The organism is Rothia sp. HMSC067H10, assembly GCF_001810635.1.
GTDB classification, from domain to species: Bacteria; Actinomycetota; Actinomycetes; order Actinomycetales; family Micrococcaceae; genus Rothia; species Rothia dentocariosa.
The window spans coordinates 827,041-849,552 of record NZ_KV802317.1 but is presented as its reverse complement, the minus strand read 5'-3'; the positions used below and the strand labels follow the sequence as shown (position 1 = coordinate 849,552).

At 56.3% G+C, this 22,512-nt stretch carries 11 protein-coding genes and 1 tRNA gene; 7 read left to right on the top strand and 5 right to left on the bottom strand.

The genetic code is table 11. The annotated features are described in order from the left end of the window. Nucleotides 1–73 precede the first annotated feature (73 nt). The 3 genes from HMPREF2756_RS10600 to HMPREF2756_RS10590 form a co-directional block, all read right to left on the bottom strand. A complete protein-coding gene (locus tag HMPREF2756_RS10600) occupies nt 74–736 on the bottom strand; it encodes a G protein-coupled receptor family protein (protein ID WP_246825932.1) in 663 nt (220 codons plus the stop codon). A gap of 225 nt (nt 737–961) precedes the next feature. Continuing rightward, entirely contained in the window at nt 962–2,305 is a 1,344-nt protein-coding gene (locus HMPREF2756_RS10595; RefSeq protein ID WP_070620954.1) for a threonine/serine exporter family protein, read from the bottom strand. A 221-nt stretch (nt 2,306–2,526) separates the two neighbouring features. Beyond that, a complete protein-coding gene (locus tag HMPREF2756_RS10590) occupies nt 2,527–3,219 on the bottom strand; it encodes an exonuclease domain-containing protein (protein WP_004005081.1) in 693 nt (230 codons plus the stop codon). A gap of 106 nt (nt 3,220–3,325) precedes the next feature. Between HMPREF2756_RS10590 and HMPREF2756_RS10585 the strand changes: the two genes are divergently transcribed. Continuing rightward, on the top strand, nt 3,326–6,844 hold the full coding sequence (locus HMPREF2756_RS10585) for a UrvD/REP family ATP-dependent DNA helicase (RefSeq protein ID WP_070620952.1): 3,519 nt from the start codon (nt 3,326–3,328) through the stop codon (nt 6,842–6,844). 203 nt (nt 6,845–7,047) lie between these two features. Continuing rightward, nucleotides 7,048–11,382 (top strand): ATP-dependent DNA helicase, encoded by a 4,335-nt coding sequence (locus tag HMPREF2756_RS10580; protein WP_246825931.1) that lies wholly within the window; start codon nt 7,048–7,050, stop codon nt 11,380–11,382. 127 nt (nt 11,383–11,509) lie between these two features. Here the strand turns inward: HMPREF2756_RS10580 and HMPREF2756_RS10575 are convergent, their stop codons facing one another. Further along, a complete protein-coding gene (locus tag HMPREF2756_RS10575) occupies nt 11,510–12,505 on the bottom strand; it encodes a macrolide 2'-phosphotransferase (protein WP_070535902.1) in 996 nt (331 codons plus the stop codon). Between the two features lie 228 nt (nt 12,506–12,733). On the opposite strand from HMPREF2756_RS10575, the gene HMPREF2756_RS10570 reads away from it, so the two are divergent. Both HMPREF2756_RS10570 and HMPREF2756_RS10565 read left to right on the top strand, forming a co-directional pair. Further along, nucleotides 12,734–14,671 carry an ATP-dependent helicase gene (locus HMPREF2756_RS10570; RefSeq protein ID WP_070620948.1) on the top strand — a complete coding sequence of 646 codons (1,938 nt, stop codon included), beginning with the start codon at nt 12,734–12,736 and terminating at the stop codon, nt 14,669–14,671. Nucleotides 14,672–14,751: 80 nt separating this feature from the next. Then, nucleotides 14,752–15,342, top strand: a complete 591-nt coding sequence (locus tag HMPREF2756_RS10565; RefSeq protein ID WP_070621099.1) for a M48 metallopeptidase family protein — start codon at nt 14,752–14,754, stop codon at nt 15,340–15,342. A gap of 152 nt (nt 15,343–15,494) precedes the next feature. Here the strand turns inward: HMPREF2756_RS10565 and HMPREF2756_RS10560 are convergent, their stop codons facing one another. Then, nucleotides 15,495–16,937, bottom strand: coding sequence for a zinc-dependent metalloprotease (locus tag HMPREF2756_RS10560; protein WP_070554252.1), 1,443 nt, complete (start codon nt 16,935–16,937; stop codon nt 15,495–15,497). Between the two features lie 214 nt (nt 16,938–17,151). Between HMPREF2756_RS10560 and HMPREF2756_RS10555 the strand changes: the two genes are divergently transcribed. The 3 genes from HMPREF2756_RS10555 to HMPREF2756_RS10545 all read left to right on the top strand — a co-directional run bounded on the left by HMPREF2756_RS10555 (nt 17,152) and on the right by HMPREF2756_RS10545 (nt 21,970). Beyond that, nucleotides 17,152–18,345, top strand: coding sequence for a YlbL family protein (locus tag HMPREF2756_RS10555; RefSeq protein ID WP_070620946.1), 1,194 nt, complete (start codon nt 17,152–17,154; stop codon nt 18,343–18,345). Between the two features lie 153 nt (nt 18,346–18,498). Continuing rightward, complete coding sequence (locus HMPREF2756_RS10550; protein ID WP_070620945.1) at nt 18,499–21,681, top strand: UPF0182 family membrane protein; 3,183 nt, start codon at nt 18,499–18,501, stop codon at nt 21,679–21,681. Nucleotides 21,682–21,896: 215 nt separating this feature from the next. Continuing rightward, nucleotides 21,897–21,970, top strand: a tRNA-Met gene (locus HMPREF2756_RS10545). Nucleotides 21,971–22,512: the final 542 nt, after the last annotated feature.

The following is a 22,512-nucleotide window of genomic DNA, read 5'->3' as shown; positions in this document are numbered from 1 at the left end:
TATAGCCCCTAACAATAAACGGTGGGAGCAGAAACAACCCAGATGATTTCTGCTCCCACTGTCTACTGTGGAATTACTGAACATCCTGCGGCATCAACAGGTTCTTACCGACCGGATGCTCATTCCAGAGAGCTTTTTCGGCGATACCGTTTGCTGCCTGAGTTTCGACAATGTACTGATCGCTGCTGTTTCGCGGGTCAGGCCAGCGGGAGTTATACATCCTAAACGCCAAAACCGCGAGCACACGCTCCCCACGGTATATTTTGGGTCGGAAAGAAACTTGACGACCATCAGAGGAGAACAGTGTCAGTATTTTGTTGTTGTACTCATACCAATAGCTGTAAGCGCTTACCTCGCTGTAATAGATGCGGGTGATTCGGCCGAAAGCATTTCGTTGCTCTACATAGTCACGCGCTGTCTCAACGTAGATATTTCTATAGTTGAGGTACGCCCAAACGGCTAAGCCATAAAAGATAACAACACACAGGATAAAAGATCCCAGGATTGAGAGTGATTGTTGGGGCGTTTGCGTTGTGTTTGGATGCAGCACCATATACACGATAAGAGCTGTGAGCAGAGTGCCCACCAAAGCCGAGATGAAGACCGAAATAAGGATCAAGGCCGGATGTCTGACGCGCAAAACACCATCTGGATTTATAGGGAACTTGGCGGCACGGCGTGCATAAAGTTTATCAAAGGCAGTATTCAGAGGGCGCTGGATAATGCGGTGTAGCATGACGGTGATCTTTCTCGTTCGGTAATGGGTTGAGAGGAAAATACGCCGTGCAAACGAGCGACACCGGAAGAGTAGTCGCTTGGTTGGTGAGTGTGAGCGGCACAAAACCCCTGAAACAATACAAACGTAGCACATGAGATAGGGCACAGGTTGGCTGACTCGTCACGGAAGCTTGCAGAATCCGCCACCTAAACGACGAGCCGTCACGCATTCATTGCAGAAGATCTACCGCATATGTGATGCGCTATCGAGCTTTTTCATCACCTGAGTATCCTGATCAAAGAGCCAATTCTTATCGAAAAGAAGGCGCACAAAAGCCAGCCCCAGCCCCAGGGCCAAGAAGGTGAGGAGCGACTGCACGAAACCGTTGGTAGCCGCGTACATATTCCCGCCCGAAAAATACGACATTGACAGATAAAACGGCACACCCGGAACCATTGTCACCACGGCAGGAACCGACAGGGAGATACGCGAATATTTACGCCCGTGCAGCGGCGCTACGATCTCCGCCATAATGCCGACCCCGAACACCGCGACCGTCGCCGCCATATGGGGAGCCCAACCCGCCTCCACAAGCCAGATACGCGCCGGGTTAGCGACAGCAGCAATGACGCCGCCCCATACACACGCCACAGGAGATGCGGCAAAGAGCATGGCGAACCCGGCGGCGGCAACCCCCGATGAGATAACCTGCAGCAGGATATATAACCCCACCGGAATATCCGGGCGAATATTTTGCAGAAGCGGAATCTCGAAGAGCGAGGCAAGAACCCACACCGCGAAAGACCCGCTCACCAAAAGCACCGCCACATAGGTCAGGCGTGAAACACCGGCCAGGAAATCCATGCGGGAAATATCGAGCATGCCGGTCACCATAGGGAAGCCTGGCACCAAGAACAGAATTGAGGAGATGAACCCCACCATATGGTCGCTTCCCACGAGGTTCAGAGCCACCAGAAGCCTAATAATTCCAATATAGGTTCCTGCCCCAAGAAATCCGCACGCCATCCAGATCGCCATATGGCTTGTGCCGCGCTTCATCAGGGTAGAACGCAAAAATTGCCCGGCGCCAGCGGCAATAAACACGACGAGGCATTCCACCAGACCGCCCCTGTTCAGGAAGGCGAACCCGGTGCAGGCTATGGCGGAGGCGAGGGAGAGCATCCAGCGTTTGTAGAGATGCGGCATGGAATCGATGCGGGTAATCTCGGCATCAGCCTCAGATGGAGATATGCGATCGGGAAGTTCAGAAATGAACTTACCCAGCAGGTCAATCTTGTAGGAGTTAATGCCCATCGTGCGCTGCTCGGCAACTTCAGTACGGAAATTACCGTCTGTATATGATGAGGTGGCGATCTCTGTGAAGGTCACTTGCGCATGATGTTCCTGTAGCCCCACGGCCTTCGCTAAACGCGCCATTGATGCCTTGATACGGTAGGCGCTTGCCCCCGATTTCATGAGGATTCTGCCAAGCTTGAGGACCACCTGCGATTGCGACACGATATATTTGTGCTGTTCGCGGGAGGAACCGAGGTAGATACTGTACGTGTTGGTGTCTTGATATTCCATGACAATTCTGAATGCTGATGTGATACATAACCGGCGCGCTGCACTGCACCTTGGGGCGAGAAGCCCTACCTCTTTAGCATAGGCGTTAGCGGCGCGCAGGTATAGTGCCGGACGCTTTGCAAACCGGCGAGATAACCTTCGCGATACATAGTGAATAGGGGAGCGAAGCGGCCTCAACAGAGTCTGTTCAACGTGACGAAATCAACGAGGCTGATAGAGAATTAACGGCGTATTGGCCACCGACCGTCGATAACCTCGTTCTCTTTACCCGGCTTGGTGCGCAGCCAGTCCTGGAAATCGCGCGCCTGATCAAGCGACCACTGAACCTGATGCGTGTGGAGGGCAGCGGCATCCGTGGCGACCTCGGGGAAACGCTCGGCGAGCTTAACGAGTAGCCGCTCGGCGGCGAGCGCATCCGCCTTAGATGTGTGGGCGTTCTCTAGAACCACACCGTGTTCGGCGGTGAGGGTTTCGAGCTTGCGGTTGCCGCGTTTGCGGGGAATAACGTGCTTATGAATCACGTACGGGTCAAGAATGTGCCCGGCGGGAAGCTCGCCGTGGGCGATGTTATAGCGGAGCATTTCGTGGTGAAGCACCGAAAAATCGTAGGCGGCGTTAAACGCGATGACGGGTATGCCGTCTAGGAAGAGCGAACCGATCGCACCCGCGACCTCCCAGATCACCTGTTGGGCAGGTTGCCCGTGGGAGCGCGCATATTCGGTTGTGATACCGTGCACGGATGCGGCACCTTCGGGAATCTCAATGCCGGGGTTAGCCAGCCACTCGCCAGCTCGCTGCACGCTCCCATCCGGGTTCAGCAGAAGCAGCGAAGCGGTCACGATGCGGGCGGTCGTTACATCGACACCGGTGGTCTCTAAATCGAAGGTTGCGCGAGGGGCATCTATCCAGCTCATAGCTCAAGCCTAGCGGAGTTCGCGTGTAAATGCCCGATGCTTCGTGACGTTCTCAGGCAGAGGACACATCTGCGTAGCGCCGAGAAACCCCGATAAACTTAAAGCCATGACGGCTACACTCATCCTGGGGGCGCCCGGTACGGGCAAGACTGAGCGCGTGATTACGGCGGCGGTAGATTTTCTGAACGCCGGGGGCGATCCCGCGCGGCTTTTGGTGCTGACCCCTACCCGCGCGGGTGCTACTCGTGTGCGCGATGAGCTGGCACGGCGTATCGACCGCAGCATGTCTACCGCGCCCACTCGCGCGTGGGCTGCGTATGCCTTCGATCTGCTGCGTCGCGCGCATGTGTCGGGACTTTTGCCCGGGGTGGAGTTCGCTCCGAAGCTGCTTTCCGGGCCCGAGCAGGATGTGATGATCGGCGAAATCCTGGCGGGGCACCGCGAAGGCAAGGGCGCGGCGGTGCGTTGGCCCGCCGATTTGCATGAGGCTCTAGGTACTCGCGGTTTCCGCCAGGAGATTCGTGACTTTTTTGACCGTATTGCCGAATATGCGCTGACCGCCGAAGAACTTGAAAACCTGGCGCAAACCCTGGACCGCCCAGCCTGGCATTCGGTGGCGCAGCTCTATACCGAGTACCAGCAGATTCGTCGTCTGCGTGCCCCAAACGCTTACGATCCCGCCGCGTTAATCCATGAAGCGTGCGCCTTCCTGCTGGCAAACCCCGAATATTTGCGGGAAGAACGCGCGCGCTTCGACCTGATCCTGATTGACGATGTGCAGGAACTGAGCCCCTCCGTGTACCGGCTGATGCGCATCCTAGTAGGGCGCGAGCCGGGGCAGGTTCTTGCCACATACACGGGTGATCAGCGTGATGCGGTGGAGGCTGCATTTGCGCCGTCCGCACGGGTACTAATAACCTGCTGCACTGAAACCGTGGTGCAGGGGTTCCGCGGTGCGCGCCCCGATCTAGCGGCGACTTTACCCCAGATTTTCCCGGAATTGCAGCGAGAAGAACTGAAGACTTCGTACTGCATGAATGCGCCCATCACCCTGGCTTGGAGAAATATCGCGCGTCGGCTCCCCGTTATTGCGAATGCACCTACGCCGCGCGAACCGCAGACCGCACCGAGTAAATATGAGGAATCTGCGCTCCTGCGCCTCAGCGATGATGGTGACCTGCTTGACCCGCGGCACTCTGATGAACTTCCCGAGGGGGTTTTCGGGTACCTTCTGGGTTCACCTCAGGACGAGGCGAACCAGGTAGCACAACTCCTTCTTGAGGACTATCTGTACCGGGGAGCGGCGTATGCGCGTTCGGCGATTATCGTGCGAAGCGGCACCGAAGTTGCGCGGTTCCGGCGTGTCTTGGCGGCATCCGGCATCCCCACCGTGACGGGTACAGCGCTAGTTCCGGTGCGTGATGAACCCGCTGTACGCCCTTTCCTGGATGCGCTTTCTCTGCTGGTTTATGCCCGTCAGCAAAGCGCCGACTACCTGAAACTGCCGGATCATAACGATTTTGACGGGAGCCTCACGGAGAATATACCCCCCGAAGCTGTCACGGAGGCGGGCACACGTTCTGCCGATGATGAGGCCGAAAAGCTTGCGCGGCAAAGCCTAGCCGATGTTCTCGCCGAAGAAAATCGCACAAACCCCGGCAGCGGTGCCCACAATGCGATTACCCTGCTGACTTCGCGGCTTGGGGGCGCATCCAGCATGGAAGTGCGCCGTCTACGTCAGCAGCTTCGCGCCGCAGAACTGCGAGCGGGCGGGCACCGTTGTAGCGACGATCTTCTGCTGGGCGCCCTCTTGAACCCGCAGGCACTTCCGGCGCAAGGTATCGGTGCGGCGGTACGCCGCGTGGCACGTGTACTTGCCGCCGGGCATAAGGCTCTCACCGAACGCGGCGCCAACGCCGAAACCGTACTTTGGGCGCTGTGGCAGGCAAGCGGACTCGAAAAAATTTGGGTGACCGAAAGCGCGCAGACCGGGCCGGAAGCCGAGCGGGCGCATCGAAATCTTGACGCCATGATAGGGCTTTTTGAGGCGGCTACTCGTTTCGTCGACCAGATGCCCGGTTCCTCCGCTGAGCTGTTCCTCGACTATATCGATGCCCAAGACCTTCCCATGGATACTCTCGCGGCGCGCGGCAAACGCTACGATGCGGTTGAAATCCTCACCCCGGCACTCGCAGCGGGCAGGCACTGGCAGACCGTCTACGTCTGTGGGCTACAGGATGGAACCTGGCCGAATACGACGGTGCGCGGCTCGCTCCTCAAAGCTGGTGAGCTGACCGACATCTGCGATATGGGTATTGCCGCAGCTCAGCAGGTGCGCATGAGCGACCGTGTGCGGGCGGTGCGGCACGACGAATTACGCATGTTCTCCACGGCAATATCGCGGGCGAACGAAAGGCTCGTTGTCACCGCCGTGAGCTCAACGGAAGACGCACCCAGCGAATTTTTCGATATTCTCGTGCCGGATGCGCGCACCGCCGACATCACCCACGTGCGCCGCCCCATGACCCTGCGCGCCCTTGTCGCGGAACTGAGGCGGTATGCGCAGGCTCAAGATACAGACCCCACCTTGGCAAATGCTGCGGCAGCACAGCTCAACAGGCTGGCGCAGGCCGGGGCACCGGGGGCAGCCCCGGAACAGTGGTGGGGACTTTTGCCTCTCTCGACCGAACAGAATGCGTTTACACCGCATCCGCATCGCGACAGCTTGTCGACTGACTCTGGTGACCCCGAAAAACTCACAGTTCCGGTATCGCCCTCGCGTATCGAGACGATTCATAAGTCGCCCCTGGACTGGTTCGTATCGGCGGCTCGTGCCGAGGCGCAGACCGATACATCACGCTCGCTGGGAACGCTCATTCACGCGATCGCAGAAGAGTACCCGGACGCCGACTATATGACCCTGCGCGGTCAGCTTGAAGAACGCCTGAGCACGCTTGCTCTGCCTGATACTTGGGAGGGGCAGCAGATACGTGAACGTGCAGAGAAAATGGTGGATAAACTCGCGGCGTATATCAACGAGATTATGCCGGGTGATCACCGCGAACTCGTGGGCGTGGAGGGGGCCTTCCGGGTTTTGGTTCCTGGCGATACTGTGAACGCCCAGATTTCTGGGCGAGTCGATAGGCTGGAGAAAACCGAGGACGGTCGATACGTCATCGTCGATTTGAAGACGGGTAAAACCAAACCCAATAAAAACCAGATCGCCGAGCACGCCCAGCTTGCTGCCTATCAGGTAGCGGTAGAGGCGGGCGCCGGGGATGCCATGAGCCGTGATTTCGGCGTTGAGCCTGACGGTCTTGATATTCCTGCCGGGTTTGAGCACCGTGAGGCGGCGCCCCAGCGTTTCGAGGTTTTCACGCGCAAATCTGGGGGAGCCGCGCTCGTGCAGCTGGGCGACGGCACAGCAGCTTCTTCCCGAAATCGTCCCCAAGAGCAGGATGCGCTCGACCCCGAAACCGGTATCTGGGCGGTTCAGCTGGTTCAGCGTGCGGCGGAGCTGATTGCCGGTGCCGTCATGCAGGCACGGCACCGGCCCGGAGAAACCTGCCGACTGCCGGAAATTTGCCCCCTATGCCCGCAGGGACGCCAGATCACTCAGGATTAGCCCGACAACGGGGCTTTTGCTTGCTGGTGTGCCGAGCAGGCAACCCCAGCAGAAACGACAGATTCTCACAGGACACCAGTGGTTCCTAGAGGGTGACGTGCGGCCTCTATTCTGAACTGCGTCGGTGGTAAACTGCATCCTGTGGCTGTATCACATCTGATACAGCTGACACTATCACCCCGTCAGGAATGGATACGTACCGTATGACTACCTCTGAACCGGCTCAGCCGCACAAGCATGACGGCGACCGTGGCGCATCCGGAGTATCCGGGGGAACAGCACACCAACCTGCTCGACTTAGCGCCCGCGAGATCGCGCATGCGCTGGGGTTGAATCCGCCCACCGATGAACAGGTTCGCATCATTGAGTCGCCGCTTGAACCGCGGCTTGTGATCGCTGGCGCGGGCTCGGGAAAGACCGCGACGATGGTCGATCGTGTGGTGTGGCTTGTGGCCAATAAAATCGTGCGCGCCGATGAAGTTCTGGGCGTTACCTTTACCCGCAAGGCCGCAGGAGAGCTGCGCGATCGCATGCGCACCCGCCTAAATATTCTGCGCGAACGTAACCTGATTGAGCTGAGCGAAGAAGAACTTCTTGCAGGCTCTTCCGAGCCCACCGTCTCTACCTACCACTCATACGCGAATAATCTCGTCAAAGAATACGGTCTGCGCCTGGGCGTTGAGCAGGATGCACAAATGCTTGGCGATGCTCAAGCCTGGCAGCTCGCCGCGCAGATCGTGCAGTACTGGGACGGTGACTTGCCCGCCGCCAGCTCAGCCTCGGGAGTTGCCTCAAAAAGTACGATCGTGCAGAGCCTTTTGCAGCTGTCGGGGGAGTGCGCCGAACATCTGGTAAGCCCGCAGCAGGTTATCGAATTTTGTTCCGCACACCTGGCGGCGTACGAATCACTCAGTTCGCCCGGTCCCAGTGCCAACGCAAAAAAGGTCATAGAGAGGCTGAAAGCCAAAATTATTTTGGCGCAGCTTGTGCAGCGGTATGCGCGAGTGAAAGCGCGTATGCAGGTGCTCGATTACGGCGACTTGATAGCGTTGGCAGCGCGGATCGCCCGTGAGGTGCCAGCCGCCGCACAGCTGGAGCGGGAACGCTATAAGGTTGTGCTTCTTGACGAATTTCAGGATACATCGCACGCCCAGCTGCGGCTCTTCGCTGATTTATATGGCGCTCGCGACGGGCATGATGGGTGTCCCGGTCAGCCTGAGCATCCGGTCATGGCGGTGGGAGACCCGAAACAGTCTATTTACGGGTTCCGCGGTGCTTCCGACGGTCAGCTGTTTAGTTTTTATCAATACTTCCCAACACGCGATGAAACGCCTCTTTATTTGACAGTTGCGTGGCGTAATGACGTCGCTATTTTGGATGCCGCAAACCTGATCGCCGCTAAACTCAAGAATATTCCCGATTGGGTGCGTGCCCCTGCTCCGCCTCACGTGCCCGATCTGCGGCCTCGCTCGGTGATCCTCAATCCCGATGAATCAGGTTACCGCGCTATGCTCGGCTCAGTGCAGTTGGCACGCTACGGGTCTGAGACCGAGGAAGCACAGGGCATTGCCGAATGTATCGTGCAGGAACGCGCCCGCTACGCCGGTACTCCGGCGCAGATGCCCACGATGGCGGTGCTTACCCGTACCCGGGCGCAGATGGAACCCATTCGCCAGGCCTGCGAGAGCCTGGGTGTTCCCGTGCAGGTGGTTGGTCTGGGCGGGCTTCTGGAACGTCCCGAAATTATTGATATGGTCTCGTTGCTGCGGGTTTTAGCAGACCCGAACCGTTCGGACGCCCTGATGCGTCTGCTCGCTGGCGCACGTTGGCGGTTGGGCACAGCGGATCTGCTTGCGCTGGGGGATTGGTCGAATTACCTGACGACCACGCGCGAGAAAAATATGGGACGAACCTTTGGCGAGCAGTCCTCTGAGGAGACGAGCGGAGATGTACCTTCGAGCCCTCAAACTGATACCGATGCCAATCTGCGTGCCGTCCACGAAGAATTTGAGCGGGCCCATAAAAACGCTGTGGAAGACCTCGTCGAATACGGTTCGCTTATTGAAGCGATCGAGCATCTTCCCACAGCGGATGAGGCCGGTAACCCCATTTACCCTGCGGATTACCCCGAATCCCGGCGCCGTCTGAGCGTTGAAGGTTTGCGCCGTCTGCACGCTTTCACCGCCGAGGTTGAGTATCTGCGCCAGTTCACCACCGAGGATATTGGCACCCTGCTCTATGAGATTGAGCGTGTGATGCTCCTGGATATCGAGCTTGCCGCCCGCCCCGGCGGGGACGCCTACGGATCGCGCGCGCATCTGGATGCTTTTCATGAGGTCGCCGCAAGTTACGCTGCGAGTTCACCGCGCATCAACGCGATGCTCTATGCTGGCGCAGACGGAACCGAGGTTGATGAGGACGCCCCCACCGCCCGGCGGTTTGTGCTCTCTGCCAACGGTATTAGCTATCTGCTGGGTTTTCTCTCCTGGCTGGAACAGGCCCAAAACCACGAGCGGGGGCTAACTCCCGCCGAAGAGGAACCTCGGCGCGATGCGGTGCAAATCCTTACGATGCACGCGTCGAAAGGTCTGGAATGGGATCACGTGTATCTGCCACGCATGTGCGATAAATATCCCACTCGCCCACACACCTGGCACCGCCTGGAACCTGGAAGCCTGCCCTGGCCTCTACGAGGTGACCGCGACTATCTGCCGTCCGCTTTGGAACGGGCTGAAGAGGTGAGCGCCCTAGAGAACTATAAAGAGCTCAATGCGCGTCTTGAAGACGGCGAAGATATGGCGAATGACTATGTGGGCTTTGAGGGACGGAGGCTGGTTTATGTGGCGATGACCCGCGCCCGCTCGCTGCTGCACATCAGTAATTGCCGATGGGTGGGTCCGAATGTAAACCCCTATCAGCCCGAGCCCTATTGGAACGAGCTGGTGCAATTCGCGCAGGGTGATGCTGAGGAACCTTACGAAGGTATTCAGGTGGCACCCTGGCTTTACCCGAGCTATCTGGGCACCGGTTTTTACACCTCTGGGTGGGCGATTGAGCATCGTGACGCCAGCATTGAGGTACTTTTTGGGCGCTGCTTGTGGCTTGAGAATTACAGTATTCCCCAGGGCATACGCCTGGAAAATGGTACGTCTGTACCGGTTATTCCCGCTCCTGATGACCCCGAAGATGCGGCGGCTTCTCAGTGCTATACAAGCGCGGTCTATGAGCAGATTGCGCATGCGCTTGTGCACGACGACGGAAACCCGATCACAAATGCCGAGGTACTGAATCTGCCTGAGGTGCACCGGGTGAAGCAGGCGCTGATGGGCGGCGTACAGGAGCCCGACCTGCCCGATCCGCAGGAGTCCAAAGGGGCATACGATGAAAATCTGGAACAGCTCAAAAAGCATTACGGGCTGGATGCGGTCGAGAATTTCCGCTACGCCCGCGAACCTTTAGCGCAGCTTGCTCAGGGAAAACAAGGCCCTGAGCAGCCGGGGGTTCGACCGCAGATTGTGCACCGTTTCTTGGAACCGGCGGCGTGGGTGAAAGATAACCCGCAGCAGGGCTCCGTGCTGACCGCCGACTGGCCTTTTGACCCCTTTGACGGCGCTCAGGTGATCCGCTGGGCATCCGAGAAAGACCTCGCCGAACGCACCGAGAATCGTGACATTATTGCGGTACCCGGTCAGCGGCGTGCACGGGTGGAGCGTGCCGCTCTTAACGTGGCACGCGGATCGTTAAGCCTTGACGATCTCGATAAACTTGCCAACCCTACCGAAGCGGAAGCTCAGCAGATTCAAGATTGGGAGCATGAGGTCGATCTGCTTCTTGCCTTGGCACAGCGCGCCGTTACCCCAGCGGTTCCTGCGAAACCCGAGCATATGTCGGCATCCACCCTCATTGCTTTGTCGGAGGATAAAGAGACGGTTCTGAGTCGCCTGGTGCGTCCGGTACCGATGCAGCCATCTGCGGCGGCGCGGCAGGGTACACTTTTCCACGCCTGGGTTGAGGAGTACTTCGGGGACGAACCTATGCTCGATATACAGGACGAACTTTATAGCGATGATGATCTTGACGGCAGTTTCGACCTTGATAAACTGCGCGCGACATTCCTTGAGAGTGAATGGGCTTCCCGTACCATATGGCGCGCCGAATATCCGGTAGAAACTCACGTGGCGGGCGTGAACATCCGCGGGCGTATTGATGCGGTCTTCCGCCGCACCGAACAGATCACTAACGCCGACGGCACCCTCCAGGAGCAGGAACACTGGGATCTCGTGGACTGGAAAACCGGGCGTAAACCCTCCGCACACGCGATGCGGCATAAACGCATCCAGCTGGCATTGTACCGGCTCGCCTTCGCTAAGATACAGGGGATAGACCCTGAACGTGTACACGCGGCGTTCTACTATGTGGGCTCCGACCAGACCGTGTGGGACACCGATATTGCCGGTGGTCTGCAGAACGAACAGCAGCTTGAACGCATTATCTCCCGCGCCGGATGGGGCGAAGAACTTCCGGGGCGGCCGCGGTAGCCTGGTCCATGCATCATGGTAGAGGTAGATAGCGCAACCGGAATATATCCTTAGTCGCAACAAAATAAAGGCTGAGACGCTACCCAACAGGGTGGCGTCTCAGCCTTTAAACCTATCGTTTTCTACTCTAATCTTCGTCGTCAATAACCTGTGGAATATCTTCTTCCTCTTCTTGCCCGAGTAACCCACCGGTCGCGCGCAGACCATCCTGCACATCTAAAAGCATGGCGACGGCATGCTGCACAATATCGTCATCGCCGATCTCAGCACCGTGCGCCAACCACTGAGCAATCGCAAATTCTGCATAGAAGTGCGCTCGCTGAATCAAATGCTCATCCGGTTCGGGGCGCATCTGCCGTTGGTAAGCATCCAATACGCTGTCGGTAAAGCCCTGATCGGAACAAGAGAACAGCCACGCAAAATCTTGGGCGGGATCTCCCACCTGAACATCAGACCAACCGGTCACTTCAACAATCTTCGCGCCGTCAAGTACCAGGTTATCGGAGTTCATGTCACCATGAATCACGTGAGCCTGGAACTGCCATGTGGGACCGGGGGAGAGCACCGAACGCCAATGTGCTAACAGATCCGCAGGAATCTTGCCGGTTTGCGCCACACGCTCAAGCTCAACACTGCGGCGGCGGCGAATCTCCTCAGAATTATACGAGGGCAGGCCCGCCTCAAACACCAGATCGTGCGGCATCGTGTGCAGAGTCGCCAAAATTTTACCGAGAGAAACGGCCAGGTTATCTTGACCATCTGCCATATGCCCGTTCTGCGCCGCAAGATCATCAACCTCATAAGAGGTACCGGGAATATGCGTGTAAATGAAAACGCTGCCGTCCTGATAAGGCACAGTACCCACCACAGTCGGCACCTGGAAAGGCAGGCGAGCACGCAGACCGGGGGTAAAAGACTGAAGAATAAGGTGCTCCGCCTCAAGCCGCATGCTGGCATCGGGGCGACGAGGAGCACGTACACGCCAGCGACGATTGGTCGAATCCACAATAATAGCTGAGTCAAAATCGGCGGTGTCGTCAAGAACGGCGGATGCGCCCACAGGGTAAATTCCCGGCACACCCGCTGACACAATGGCGGCAAGCTGAAGAGGCGTTAAAGTCACCCTCTTAGGGTATCAAATGAGCCTCATGAGGTTCGGCACGTTCGCCCCTCGCACACATTTTCGCGTACGATCCCTTGAAAACTTGGGTCACGCAGCAATAAACACGGAATAAAGATACTCCTACCTTGGGCATGCTTATACTAACCGCCGCAGACAGACCCCACCTGAGGTAAAGGTACAATAGTAACCAGCGTGTGAACACCCGCAGAGCACCAGGAGAGGGGCGTTATGCCAGCACAGGGCGCCGGAGCATCCAAACAGCAAGCTCTCTTCGGCATACCCGCCCAAAAATCATCCCCGACTCGTTCCCAAACTCCACAGGTACCGGCACGACCGGTCCCCTCACTAGCAGCCCCCCAACAAAATCACGCTACGCCCCAGCTTTCCCCCGAAGACATTCTCGCGGGTCTCGACGAAGACCAACGCCGGGTCGCCTCCGAACTCAACGGCGCGATGCGCGTACTCGCAGGCGCCGGAACCGGCAAAACCCGCGCTATCACCCACCGAATCGCCTACGGAATCGCCTGCGGAAAATACGTTCCCCAACGCGTTATGGCTCTTACCTTCACCACCCGCGCGGCAGAAGAAATGCGCCTTCGACTGCGATCCCTCGGCGCCGTAGGAGTCCAAACCCGAACCTTTCACTCCGCAGCGCTGCGCCAACTCAGGTATTTTTGGCCCAGCGCTATCGGCGGTTCATTCCCCGATATCGTCAAACATAAGGCCGGTTTAATCACCGAAGCCGCCCAGCGCCTGCGCATGAGCGTCGACCGGGCACTTGTACGCGACATTGCGGCAGAAATCGAGTGGGCAAAAGTCAGCCTGTTCACCCCCGACACCCTCACGCCGCACCTGCACCAGCGCAACTTGCCCTCCGGAATAACCCCGCAGAACATGGTGCGGCTCTTCCGCGCCTACGAAGACCTCAAAGACGAAAGGAACCTCATCGACTTTGAGGACGTTCTGCTTCTGACCGTCGGCATCATCGAAGATGACGATGCGCTCGCTGCCACCATCCGTGAACAGTACCGCCATTTCGTGGTAGACGAATATCAAGATGTCTCGCCCCTCCAACAGCGCCTTCTCGGCGCCTGGCTGGGGGAGCGCGACGATTTATGCGTCGTGGGCGATGCCTCGCAGACCATATACTCGTTTACCGGCGCCACCAGTCGGCACCTTCTGGAATTTCCGCGACGGTACCGGGGCGCACACACAGTACGGCTCACCCGAGATTACCGCTCGCACAGTCAAGTGGTCGAACTGGCAAACCGACTCCTAGCAGCACGGCGTCCACGCCCGGATTCCACCGAATTCTCCTGGGCACCCCCGCTCAAACTCATTTCCCAGCGCGGACCGGGAGTTGAAAGCCAATGGTTCGGATATACGGATGACGAACGTGAAGCCGAGGGTATCGCTGAAGACATCCAGGATCTCCTCGAAAAAGATGGCGTTCCGGCATCAGAAATCGCGGTACTTTTCCGCACTAACGGGCAGTCCGGGCTTCTGGAGGCGGCGCTCGCCGATCGCGGTATTCCGTATCAGTTACGCGGAGCTGAGCAATTCTTCGATCGTCCCGAGATCAAGCAAGCGATGCTTGCCCTGCGAGCGTCGGCAAAATCAACGGACGGTTCCGAGAACGTGCCCCGTTATGTGCGTGAAGTGCTGGAACCTTTGGGATACACCGAAAAAGCGCCCCAGTCCGCTGGAGCTGTACGCCAAAAATGGGAGTCTCTTGCCGCGATCGTCTCAATGGTTGATCATCTGGAAGCTACCCGCATCGAAGACATCGCTCAAGCGGAGGCCTCAGGGGCTCCGGTTCCGCATCGACTTACCGTACACGATATCGTTGCAACGCTTGCGCACCGTCTTGCCACCCAGGATGCTCCCGTCATGGAAGGCGTCACGCTAGCCTCTTTGCACTCTGCAAAGGGGCTGGAATGGGATGCGGTCTTCCTCTGCGGTTTAAATGAGGGACTTATGCCCATTACCTTTGCTCAAACCTCCGACGAGATCGATGAAGAACGCCGCCTGCTTTATGTGGGGATTACACGTGCCCGCAAATACCTGTGGTTCACATGGTCGGATTCACGGACCGCCGGTGGGCGGGGAAAACGCCGTCGTTCCCGCTTCCTGGATGATATTGACCCGTCCCGTCAATCCACCTGACACAGCTAAATAATACCTGCGCACTCGCGGAGAATTACGATCATAAGACACCGTACCTAACGCTCATGATAGGGCAGCATATGATGGCACGACAGAAAGTCCGACAGCACCACGAAGTTATTCCGGCGACCGTATCCGCCCCGGAAATCCTGGTGGTGCGTTCGTCTCGCCGCCGCAGAACCGTCAGTGCCCAGCCACAGGAAGATGGAAGTATTCGCCTGTTGGTTCCCGGGGCGAGTACGGATGCGCAAATTCGCGAATATCTGGAAAACCTGATTCCCCGTGTGCAAAGGAAGCAACGGGAGACTTCTCGGCGGCGCCGCATTTTTGCGTCTGATGATTACTTAACGGAGCGTGCTCGTGCTCTGGCTGCAAGGCATCTGCCCGAGCTCGTGCCCGAGAAATTTCCCAATTCTATCCGTTGGGTCTCGAATCAGCGTAAACGGTGGGGATCCGCCACACCGACTCAGGGTACCATCCGTATTTCCGATGATCTTCAAGGAGCCCCCGAATACGTGGTGGACTCCGTGATCTACCACGAACTTTGTCACTTCGTGGAACTTCACCATAACGCCCGTTTTCGCACTTTAGAAGCCCGGTTCCCTGACCTTGATAAAGCACGGGCATTCCTGGCGGGTATGGAATTTATAAGCGCGCAAGCCACCAACTAAGAACCGCGATGATCCACAACAAATGTGGGCCCCGAAGGCAGAAAACCTTCGGAACCCACAGAGCATTTCATCGGCTGGTATCACGCATGAGATGCGGTGCGCATCCCTCGATCGCCCACAGCGTCTAATGCGCGATTACGAAGCGTGGCGTGTTATGTATTAGGTTCGTCGCCGGTGGAAGATTCACCGCCGTCGGACTCGCCTTCATCAAAACCACCGTCCAGAAGTTTCTGCAGCTCGGTGTCAAAGTCAATATCCTCAACCTTGAACTCATCCTGGCGTGCTTCATAGGCATCGGGGTCTTCAAGCTCAGCGGCGGTCGGCAGAGTCTCCGGCGCTGCCCACAGTTCATCGCGGGCCTCATATCCGTGCTTCTCCTCATAGGTGCGCCAGAAATTCTGTGCCTCACGCACCAGACGAGGGCGAATCTCCAAGCCGACCAGAGTCTCGAACACGCGCTCGGTCGGGCCGCCTTCGATACGGCGACGTACCAGTGTTTCCGCCAGCTGCGGGGCTGTGGGCAGGTTTTGGGTTGCCTGCTCAGCCACCAGCGATACCCAGCCCTCGACTAGGGCAAGAAGAGCTTCCAGGCGCTCAACTGCAAGTTCTTGGTCTTCGGTGCGCTGCGGGTTGAACAAGCCGCCGTCAAAGGCATCCTGTACGGCCTCGGGGTTGCTCAAATCTACCTGGGATGCGGCATCCTGAATACGATTCATATCCACACGGATACCACGAGCATAACGGCTTACCAGCTCCAAAATATCTTCACGCAGCCACGGGTTTGTGCGGTGCAGACGAATCAGCGCTGCCTCACGCACCGCCAGGTACAGCAGAATTTCCTGTGCGGGCACCTCAATATCTTCAGCAAGCTGAGTGTAACCGGCGGGCAAAAGCGCACTGCGCCCTGGCGCGAGGGGGAATCCAATATCGGTAGAAGAATATACCTCACCGGCAAGCTCGGTCAGCGCCTGCGCCATCTGAGCCCCAAAAATCATGGAACCAATATTGTTCAAGAATCCGGTGCCGCCCAAAAGTTGAGCCAGCTCTTCGGGAACATCTTCGGTGGAGGGGAGCACCATCGCCTGAGTTACCTCAGCCGCTACGGGCTGTACCATATCACGCCAAGATTCGAAGGAAGAATCGAGCCATTCAGCCTTGGACCAGGCCTCAACAGAAATATTGTGACGCTCAAAAATGGTGACGCTGTCTAACCACAGATCGGCGAGGTTAGAGGCATCGCGCGTTGCCGCCCTCAAAGACTCGGTGATGGCAGGATCCTCCCCGGTGGTCGCTAAGAGCTGACGAGCCTGGTCTTTCACACCCTGCCAGTTAATCCCGTTTTCACTAGCCCCAGCAGTAAACATTGACTGTACCTGCGCAAAAATACCCTGGAGCATAGAGGGGTCAAAAGACATACCCATAGCGTTCATATCTTCAGGGTTTATATTTCCGTTCAGAAAAGCAAACGGGTTATCCGCTGTGCCGTTGCCGTTCTGCTCGGCGTTAGGATCAAAACCCTGTTCCTGCATCTTTTTCAGGAACTCCTCAAGGGGATCGCGGTCATTTGAATTATCGTTGGTGGGGTTCTCAGCCATGTCACATACCTTTCAGTATTGAGGGCGGGCACAGTCTGCCCCTACCCGTCTAGTAAAGGGTACCTGGTAAACCTGTGAGTTTGCCGTGATTTCGCGGTATTCGCTCTAGGCACAGCCCATCTTATGACCTTGGCGGCGTACAATGCTGACGCCGCGGTGTACCCCGGCTCATCATGTGGTGTTCCCAACAAAAATATCGGGTACTCTAAGAAGCATGGCTAAGCGTGCATTTTTCTTGAGAAAATCCCATCAGCAGAGCGATGAATCTCTTCCACTATTAGAACGACGTCCCCTGAATCTGCGCTTTCTAACTGCTTCCGCAACCTGTTTGCTGATGCTCGGTGCTTTTGTGCTGCCCAGCTCATATAGCAAAGAAGGGCCCGGACCTCTCTTCGATATTCTCGGGCAGTACCAGGATCAAGATATTATCCAGATCAACGGCACGCAAACTTATCCCACCACTGGGAAGTTGAATATGACCACGGTATCTGTCTCCGGCGGACCCTACACCATTCTCCCCGGAGCGGATGCGTTCTACAGTTGGCTGGCTGCGGACGGCAACCGTTACCTTGTGGTTCCCTCCGAAATTACTTATCCGCACGTTACCCACCAGCAAGCTAACCAGGTCAGCAGCGCACAAATGGCGGATTCTCAAACCCAGGCGAAAGTTGCTGCGGCGCGTTACCTTAAACTGCCGGTGACCGAGAAGATCAGCGTTCTCCAAACCGCCTCCGGCTCACCCGCTGAGGGGCAGGTGCAGGGTGGGGACCGCATCCTCAAAGTGGGGGATAAACAGATCAATACTCTCAAAGATGTCACCGAAACTGTGCAAGCTTCAGAAGGACGTCCCGTCACCTTCGAAATCAGCCGGAATGGCGAGAACAAGAACGTTACTCTCACGCCGCGGCGTGACGATAAATCGGGGCGCTGGCTTGTTGGAATTGTGCTTAAACAGGACTTTGATCTTCCCTTTGAGGCAACCTACAACCTTGACGGTGTTGGCGGCCCCAGCGCGGGTCTCATGCTCACTCTCGGTACCATCGATAAGCTCACCGAGCAAAGCCTGCTTGCCCCCGAAGGCGCAGGAAACGAAGATTCAGCCCGAAGCTATGTAGCCGGTACCGGAACCATAGATGCCAGCGGTAAAGTCGGTGCCATCGGCGGCATTAAATATAAGATTATCGCTTCCGGACGCCACGGTGCCCACTACTTTTTGGCACCGCGCGAAAACTGTGACGATCTTCAAGAAATCCGCAGAACCGACCCCAATGTTTTCAAATACTATCGTGGGGAAACACCAGCAGGTGATATGCAGGTAATCCCGGTCGATAACGTTGATGAAGCTGTGGATACCCTCACCAAGATTAAGAACGGAGCCGCCCCCGATCAGTTCCCCACCTGCGGGTAAAAGGTTTTCGGCAATCTAGGCGTGCACGTCGGGTTATGGGCAAACATACGGTAAATCTCCGCGTGTTTGCCTACGCTCCTGTCTGTGTCAGAGCGCCACATTTGAGATAATGTTTATTAACTATGTTCCAGCCACCAACGAAGTGAGGAATCCGTGACGGCATCTGATAACGAACATCAACCTCCTCAGCCTCCCCGTCGCGCGGGAGCAGACCAGAAAAAGAAAAAGCGGCGCTATCCGGGTCCTTTGGGTATTACCATCGCGGTGGTCATAGTCTTGATTATGGCGTTTGTGTATGCCACACAGGTGTATACGGATTGGCTATGGTTCAATCAGCTTGGTTTTGGCAGCGTCTTCACCACCGAAATCTTGCTTCAGAGCTCTATCTTTGTTGTAACCGCACTCGTCGTAGCGGTACCGTTCTGGGCTTCGATGTCTTACGCCATCAAACATGCTGACCACGATGATTCTCAGGCGAAGAAAGACGCCAAAAACGCGGATAAATCTGAGGAACAGGCTCATCACGAGACTTCTAAAGCCGGTCCGCATGAGCGCCATACGACCGAGCATGAGCATATGGATGCTGAAGACCTTCTGCGTGACATGTTTGGCGGGCGTGATTTCACCGATAGTATGGCGCGGTACCGTCGGGGTATGGAACGCATCCGCAAGATTCTCTTGGTGATTCTACCAGTTGCTTTAGGGTTCTTTATTGGGAGTGCCGGAATTAGCCAGTGGCAAACCGTGGCGCTTTTCTTGAACCGCCAGGACTTTGGCGTTCAAGACCCCGAATTTGGGTTGGATGTTGGATTCTTCGTTTTCACTCTTCCGTTCCTCAATCTGGTGGTTAATCTTTTGACCGCTGTTATCGTGCTCTGCGCTATTGGCGGTGCTATTATGCACTACTTCTACGGTGGTATTAAGGTTCGCCCAGGCGGTGTAGGAACTTCCGCCGCGTTCCGCCGTCATGCTGCGGTTTTGGCATGCGCCTTCCTTCTGGTGCGCGGTGCTGCGTTCTGGCTGGAACGGTACACCGCAGTTCAGCAGCAGTCGGGGCGCTGGGCCGGTGCTATGTACACCGATACGAACGCTATTATTCCCGTACGTTCTATTTTGGCGATTTCCGCAGTTCTGGTGGCTGTGTTGTTCTTGGCTACGGCTTCCGCGCATCGTTGGCGTTTGCCTCTAGTGGGAACCGCGATGCTGGTGGTTGTAGCTCTCGTCGCTGGCGGGCTGTACCCCTGGATCGTACAGCGTTTCCAGGTTGTGCCGAATGAACAGGCTGCACAGTCGCAGTTTATCCAACGCAATATCGACGCAACACGGTACGCCTACGGTCTCGATAAGGTAGAGACTACTCCCTATGACGCCACGATCGATACTCGTCAAGGCGCTTTGGGGAACTCTAGTGAGACTATTGCGAACATCCGTCTTTTGGACCCGAACGTGGTAAGCTCAGCATTCGCGCAGATGCAGCAGTTCCGTCCATACTATCGGTTCGACTCGAATCTCTCGGTGGACCGCTATTCCGTAGACAATAAGACTCAGGACACGGTGATTGCCGCCCGTGAGCTGAATCCTTCCCAGACTTCGGATGATTCCTGGTATAACCGCCACGTGGTTTACACTCACGGGTACGGCGTGATTGCAGCTTACGGTAACCAGGTTGACGGTGCGGGTAACCCCAAGTTCATGCAGTCCGGTATCAAGGCGAATGGCGTTATTTCTGAAAACTATGAGCCTCGTATTTACTTCGGTATGAGCTCTCCGCAGTATTCCATTGTGGGCGGCAGCGGTGATCAGCTGGAGCTCGACCGTCCGCAGTCCGCCGATGAAACGAATTCTTCGGATGCAAAATACACATTCAACGGCAACGGTGGTCCCCGGTTGGATTCCACGCTGAACCGTCTCTCTTACGCGATTAAGTTCCAGTCATCCGATATTTTGCTTTCGGATGCGGTTCGTGATGGTTCGCAGATCCTGTACGAACGTAACCCGGTAGACCGCGTTCAGAAGGCTGCGCCGTATTTGAAGGTGGATTCCAAAGCGTACCCCGCTATTATCAATAATCGGGTCCAGTGGATTGTGGATGCTTATACGACCACAAACCAGTTCCCATATGCGCAGGGTGTAAGCCAGGAGAATAATCAGAATCCGCGCACGAATTCGATGAACTACATTCGCAACTCGGTGAAAGCCACCGTGGATGCCTACGACGGTTCGGTCACCCTTTATGCATGGGATGAAAATGATCCTATTTTGAAGGCATGGCAGGGCGTATTCCCCGGAACCGTGAAGAGCTATAAAGAGATGAGCGCCGAGCTTCTTAACCATGTGCGCTACCCCTCGGATATGTTTACTATTCAGCGCTCGATGCTGAATAAGTATCATGTGACGAACTCGAACAGCCTCTACGCGGGCGATGACGTCTGGTCGATTCCAAACGACCCTACGAATGATAGCGGTCGCCAGATTCCGCCTTATTACCTCTCGCTCCAGATGCCTGGGGATAGGAAGGCTCATTTCTCGCTGACGTCGACCTTTATTCCTCAGCAGAGTGATTCAAACTCGCGTAACGTGATGTACGGATTCCTCGCTGCAAATGGTGACGCCGGTACCGGCAAGGACGGCGAACGCAGCGCGGATTACGGTAAGCTGCGACTGCTCGAACTGCCGCGTTCATCGGTGGTTCCGGGACCTGGCCAGGCGCAGAATATCTTCAACTCTGATGCTGAGGTCTCGAACCAGCTGAACCTCCTGCGGCGCGGGTCCTCCGAGGTCATTAACGGCAATATGCTTACTCTGCCGGTGGCGGGCGGCATCCTGTATGTTCAACCGGTCTACGTGCAGTCTAGCGGCGACGCACGGTACCCGCGTTTGCAGCGAGTGTTGGTCAGCTTCGGTGACAAGGTCGGGTTTGCCCCCACACTGGAGGAAGCACTCAACCAGGTCTTCAACGGTTCTTCCGGTGCCAAGATGGATGCTCAGTCGGGACCCTCGGGAGCTGGCACTGAAGGCAACGGTGAGAAGACGTCTGGATCTTCGTCCAACTCTTCTGGAGCCTCTGGCTCAGACCAGTCCGCTAGCCTGAAACAGCATTTGGCGGATGCATCCAAGGCTATGCAGGATTCGGATGCCGCTCTCAAGAAGGGCGATTGGGCAGCATATGGTGAGGCCCAGAAGCGTCTGAACGATTCTTTGCAGAAGGCTATTGAAGCCGAAAATAAACAACAGCAGGATCAGAAACAGGGCGGGGATCAGCAGGGAAGTGAGCAGCAGCCGAGCGGTTCATCCTCAGCATCGCAGAGTCCTTCTGGGGAAGCTACCTCTAAATAAGATGTAGTAGTGCTTGCGGTCTGACGGTTATAGCGGGGTGCCATCACATTCGGGTGGCGCCCCGCTTCGTCATCTTAAATTATTGATTCGGGCTGTCTATGAGAGCAATAAGGGGTGTTCAGACATCCAGTTTTGGGATTTTCTGTGGTGTTTATCTCAGCAGACAGCTTCAAGTTGAGATGTTGCAGAGCGGTATGTATAGTTGTATGAGTCGCCGCGGGGTGGAGCAGTTCGGTAGCTCGCCGGGCTCATAACCCGGAGGTCGCAGGTTCAAATCCTGCCCCCGCAACGGAATACTCCCGAAGTCATAATTATGATTTCGGGAGTTTTTATTTTTGTATTGCTGATTCAATGTGCTGTGCCTAGTTATATCTGTAGCTGCCAGAAGAAACGTGCAAACTAAACAGAATAGGATAATCCTATATCTGGGTTTGTCTAAAACGTAGGCGGATACTGTTTAAAGGTAAAGCTTATGCTCTGTTTCCTTTGATGTATAAGATAAATATATCGGGACTATTTATTAATAAATGGTTATATATGTCGCGGGTGAATCGCTAAATATTTTGAATCATCGTAGAGTAGCTACTAAGCGATAAATTCTCGCCACTCTCACTCAGGGCTTACTCTGGGGTTCCGCCGCTGGAAACCTGAAATACATAAGCCAGTAGGAGTGTGTGGGGGCGAATCGTGTTTCCGTATTTTATTCACCCAGCCACAATTTTTTTTGAGGATGTGTTCACCGATGAATACTCGTACCCTTACTTTGTCTCGTCGTGCCCTTATGAGCGCTTTGGGTGTTTCTGGGTTTGCTGTGCTGTTGTCTGCCTGTGG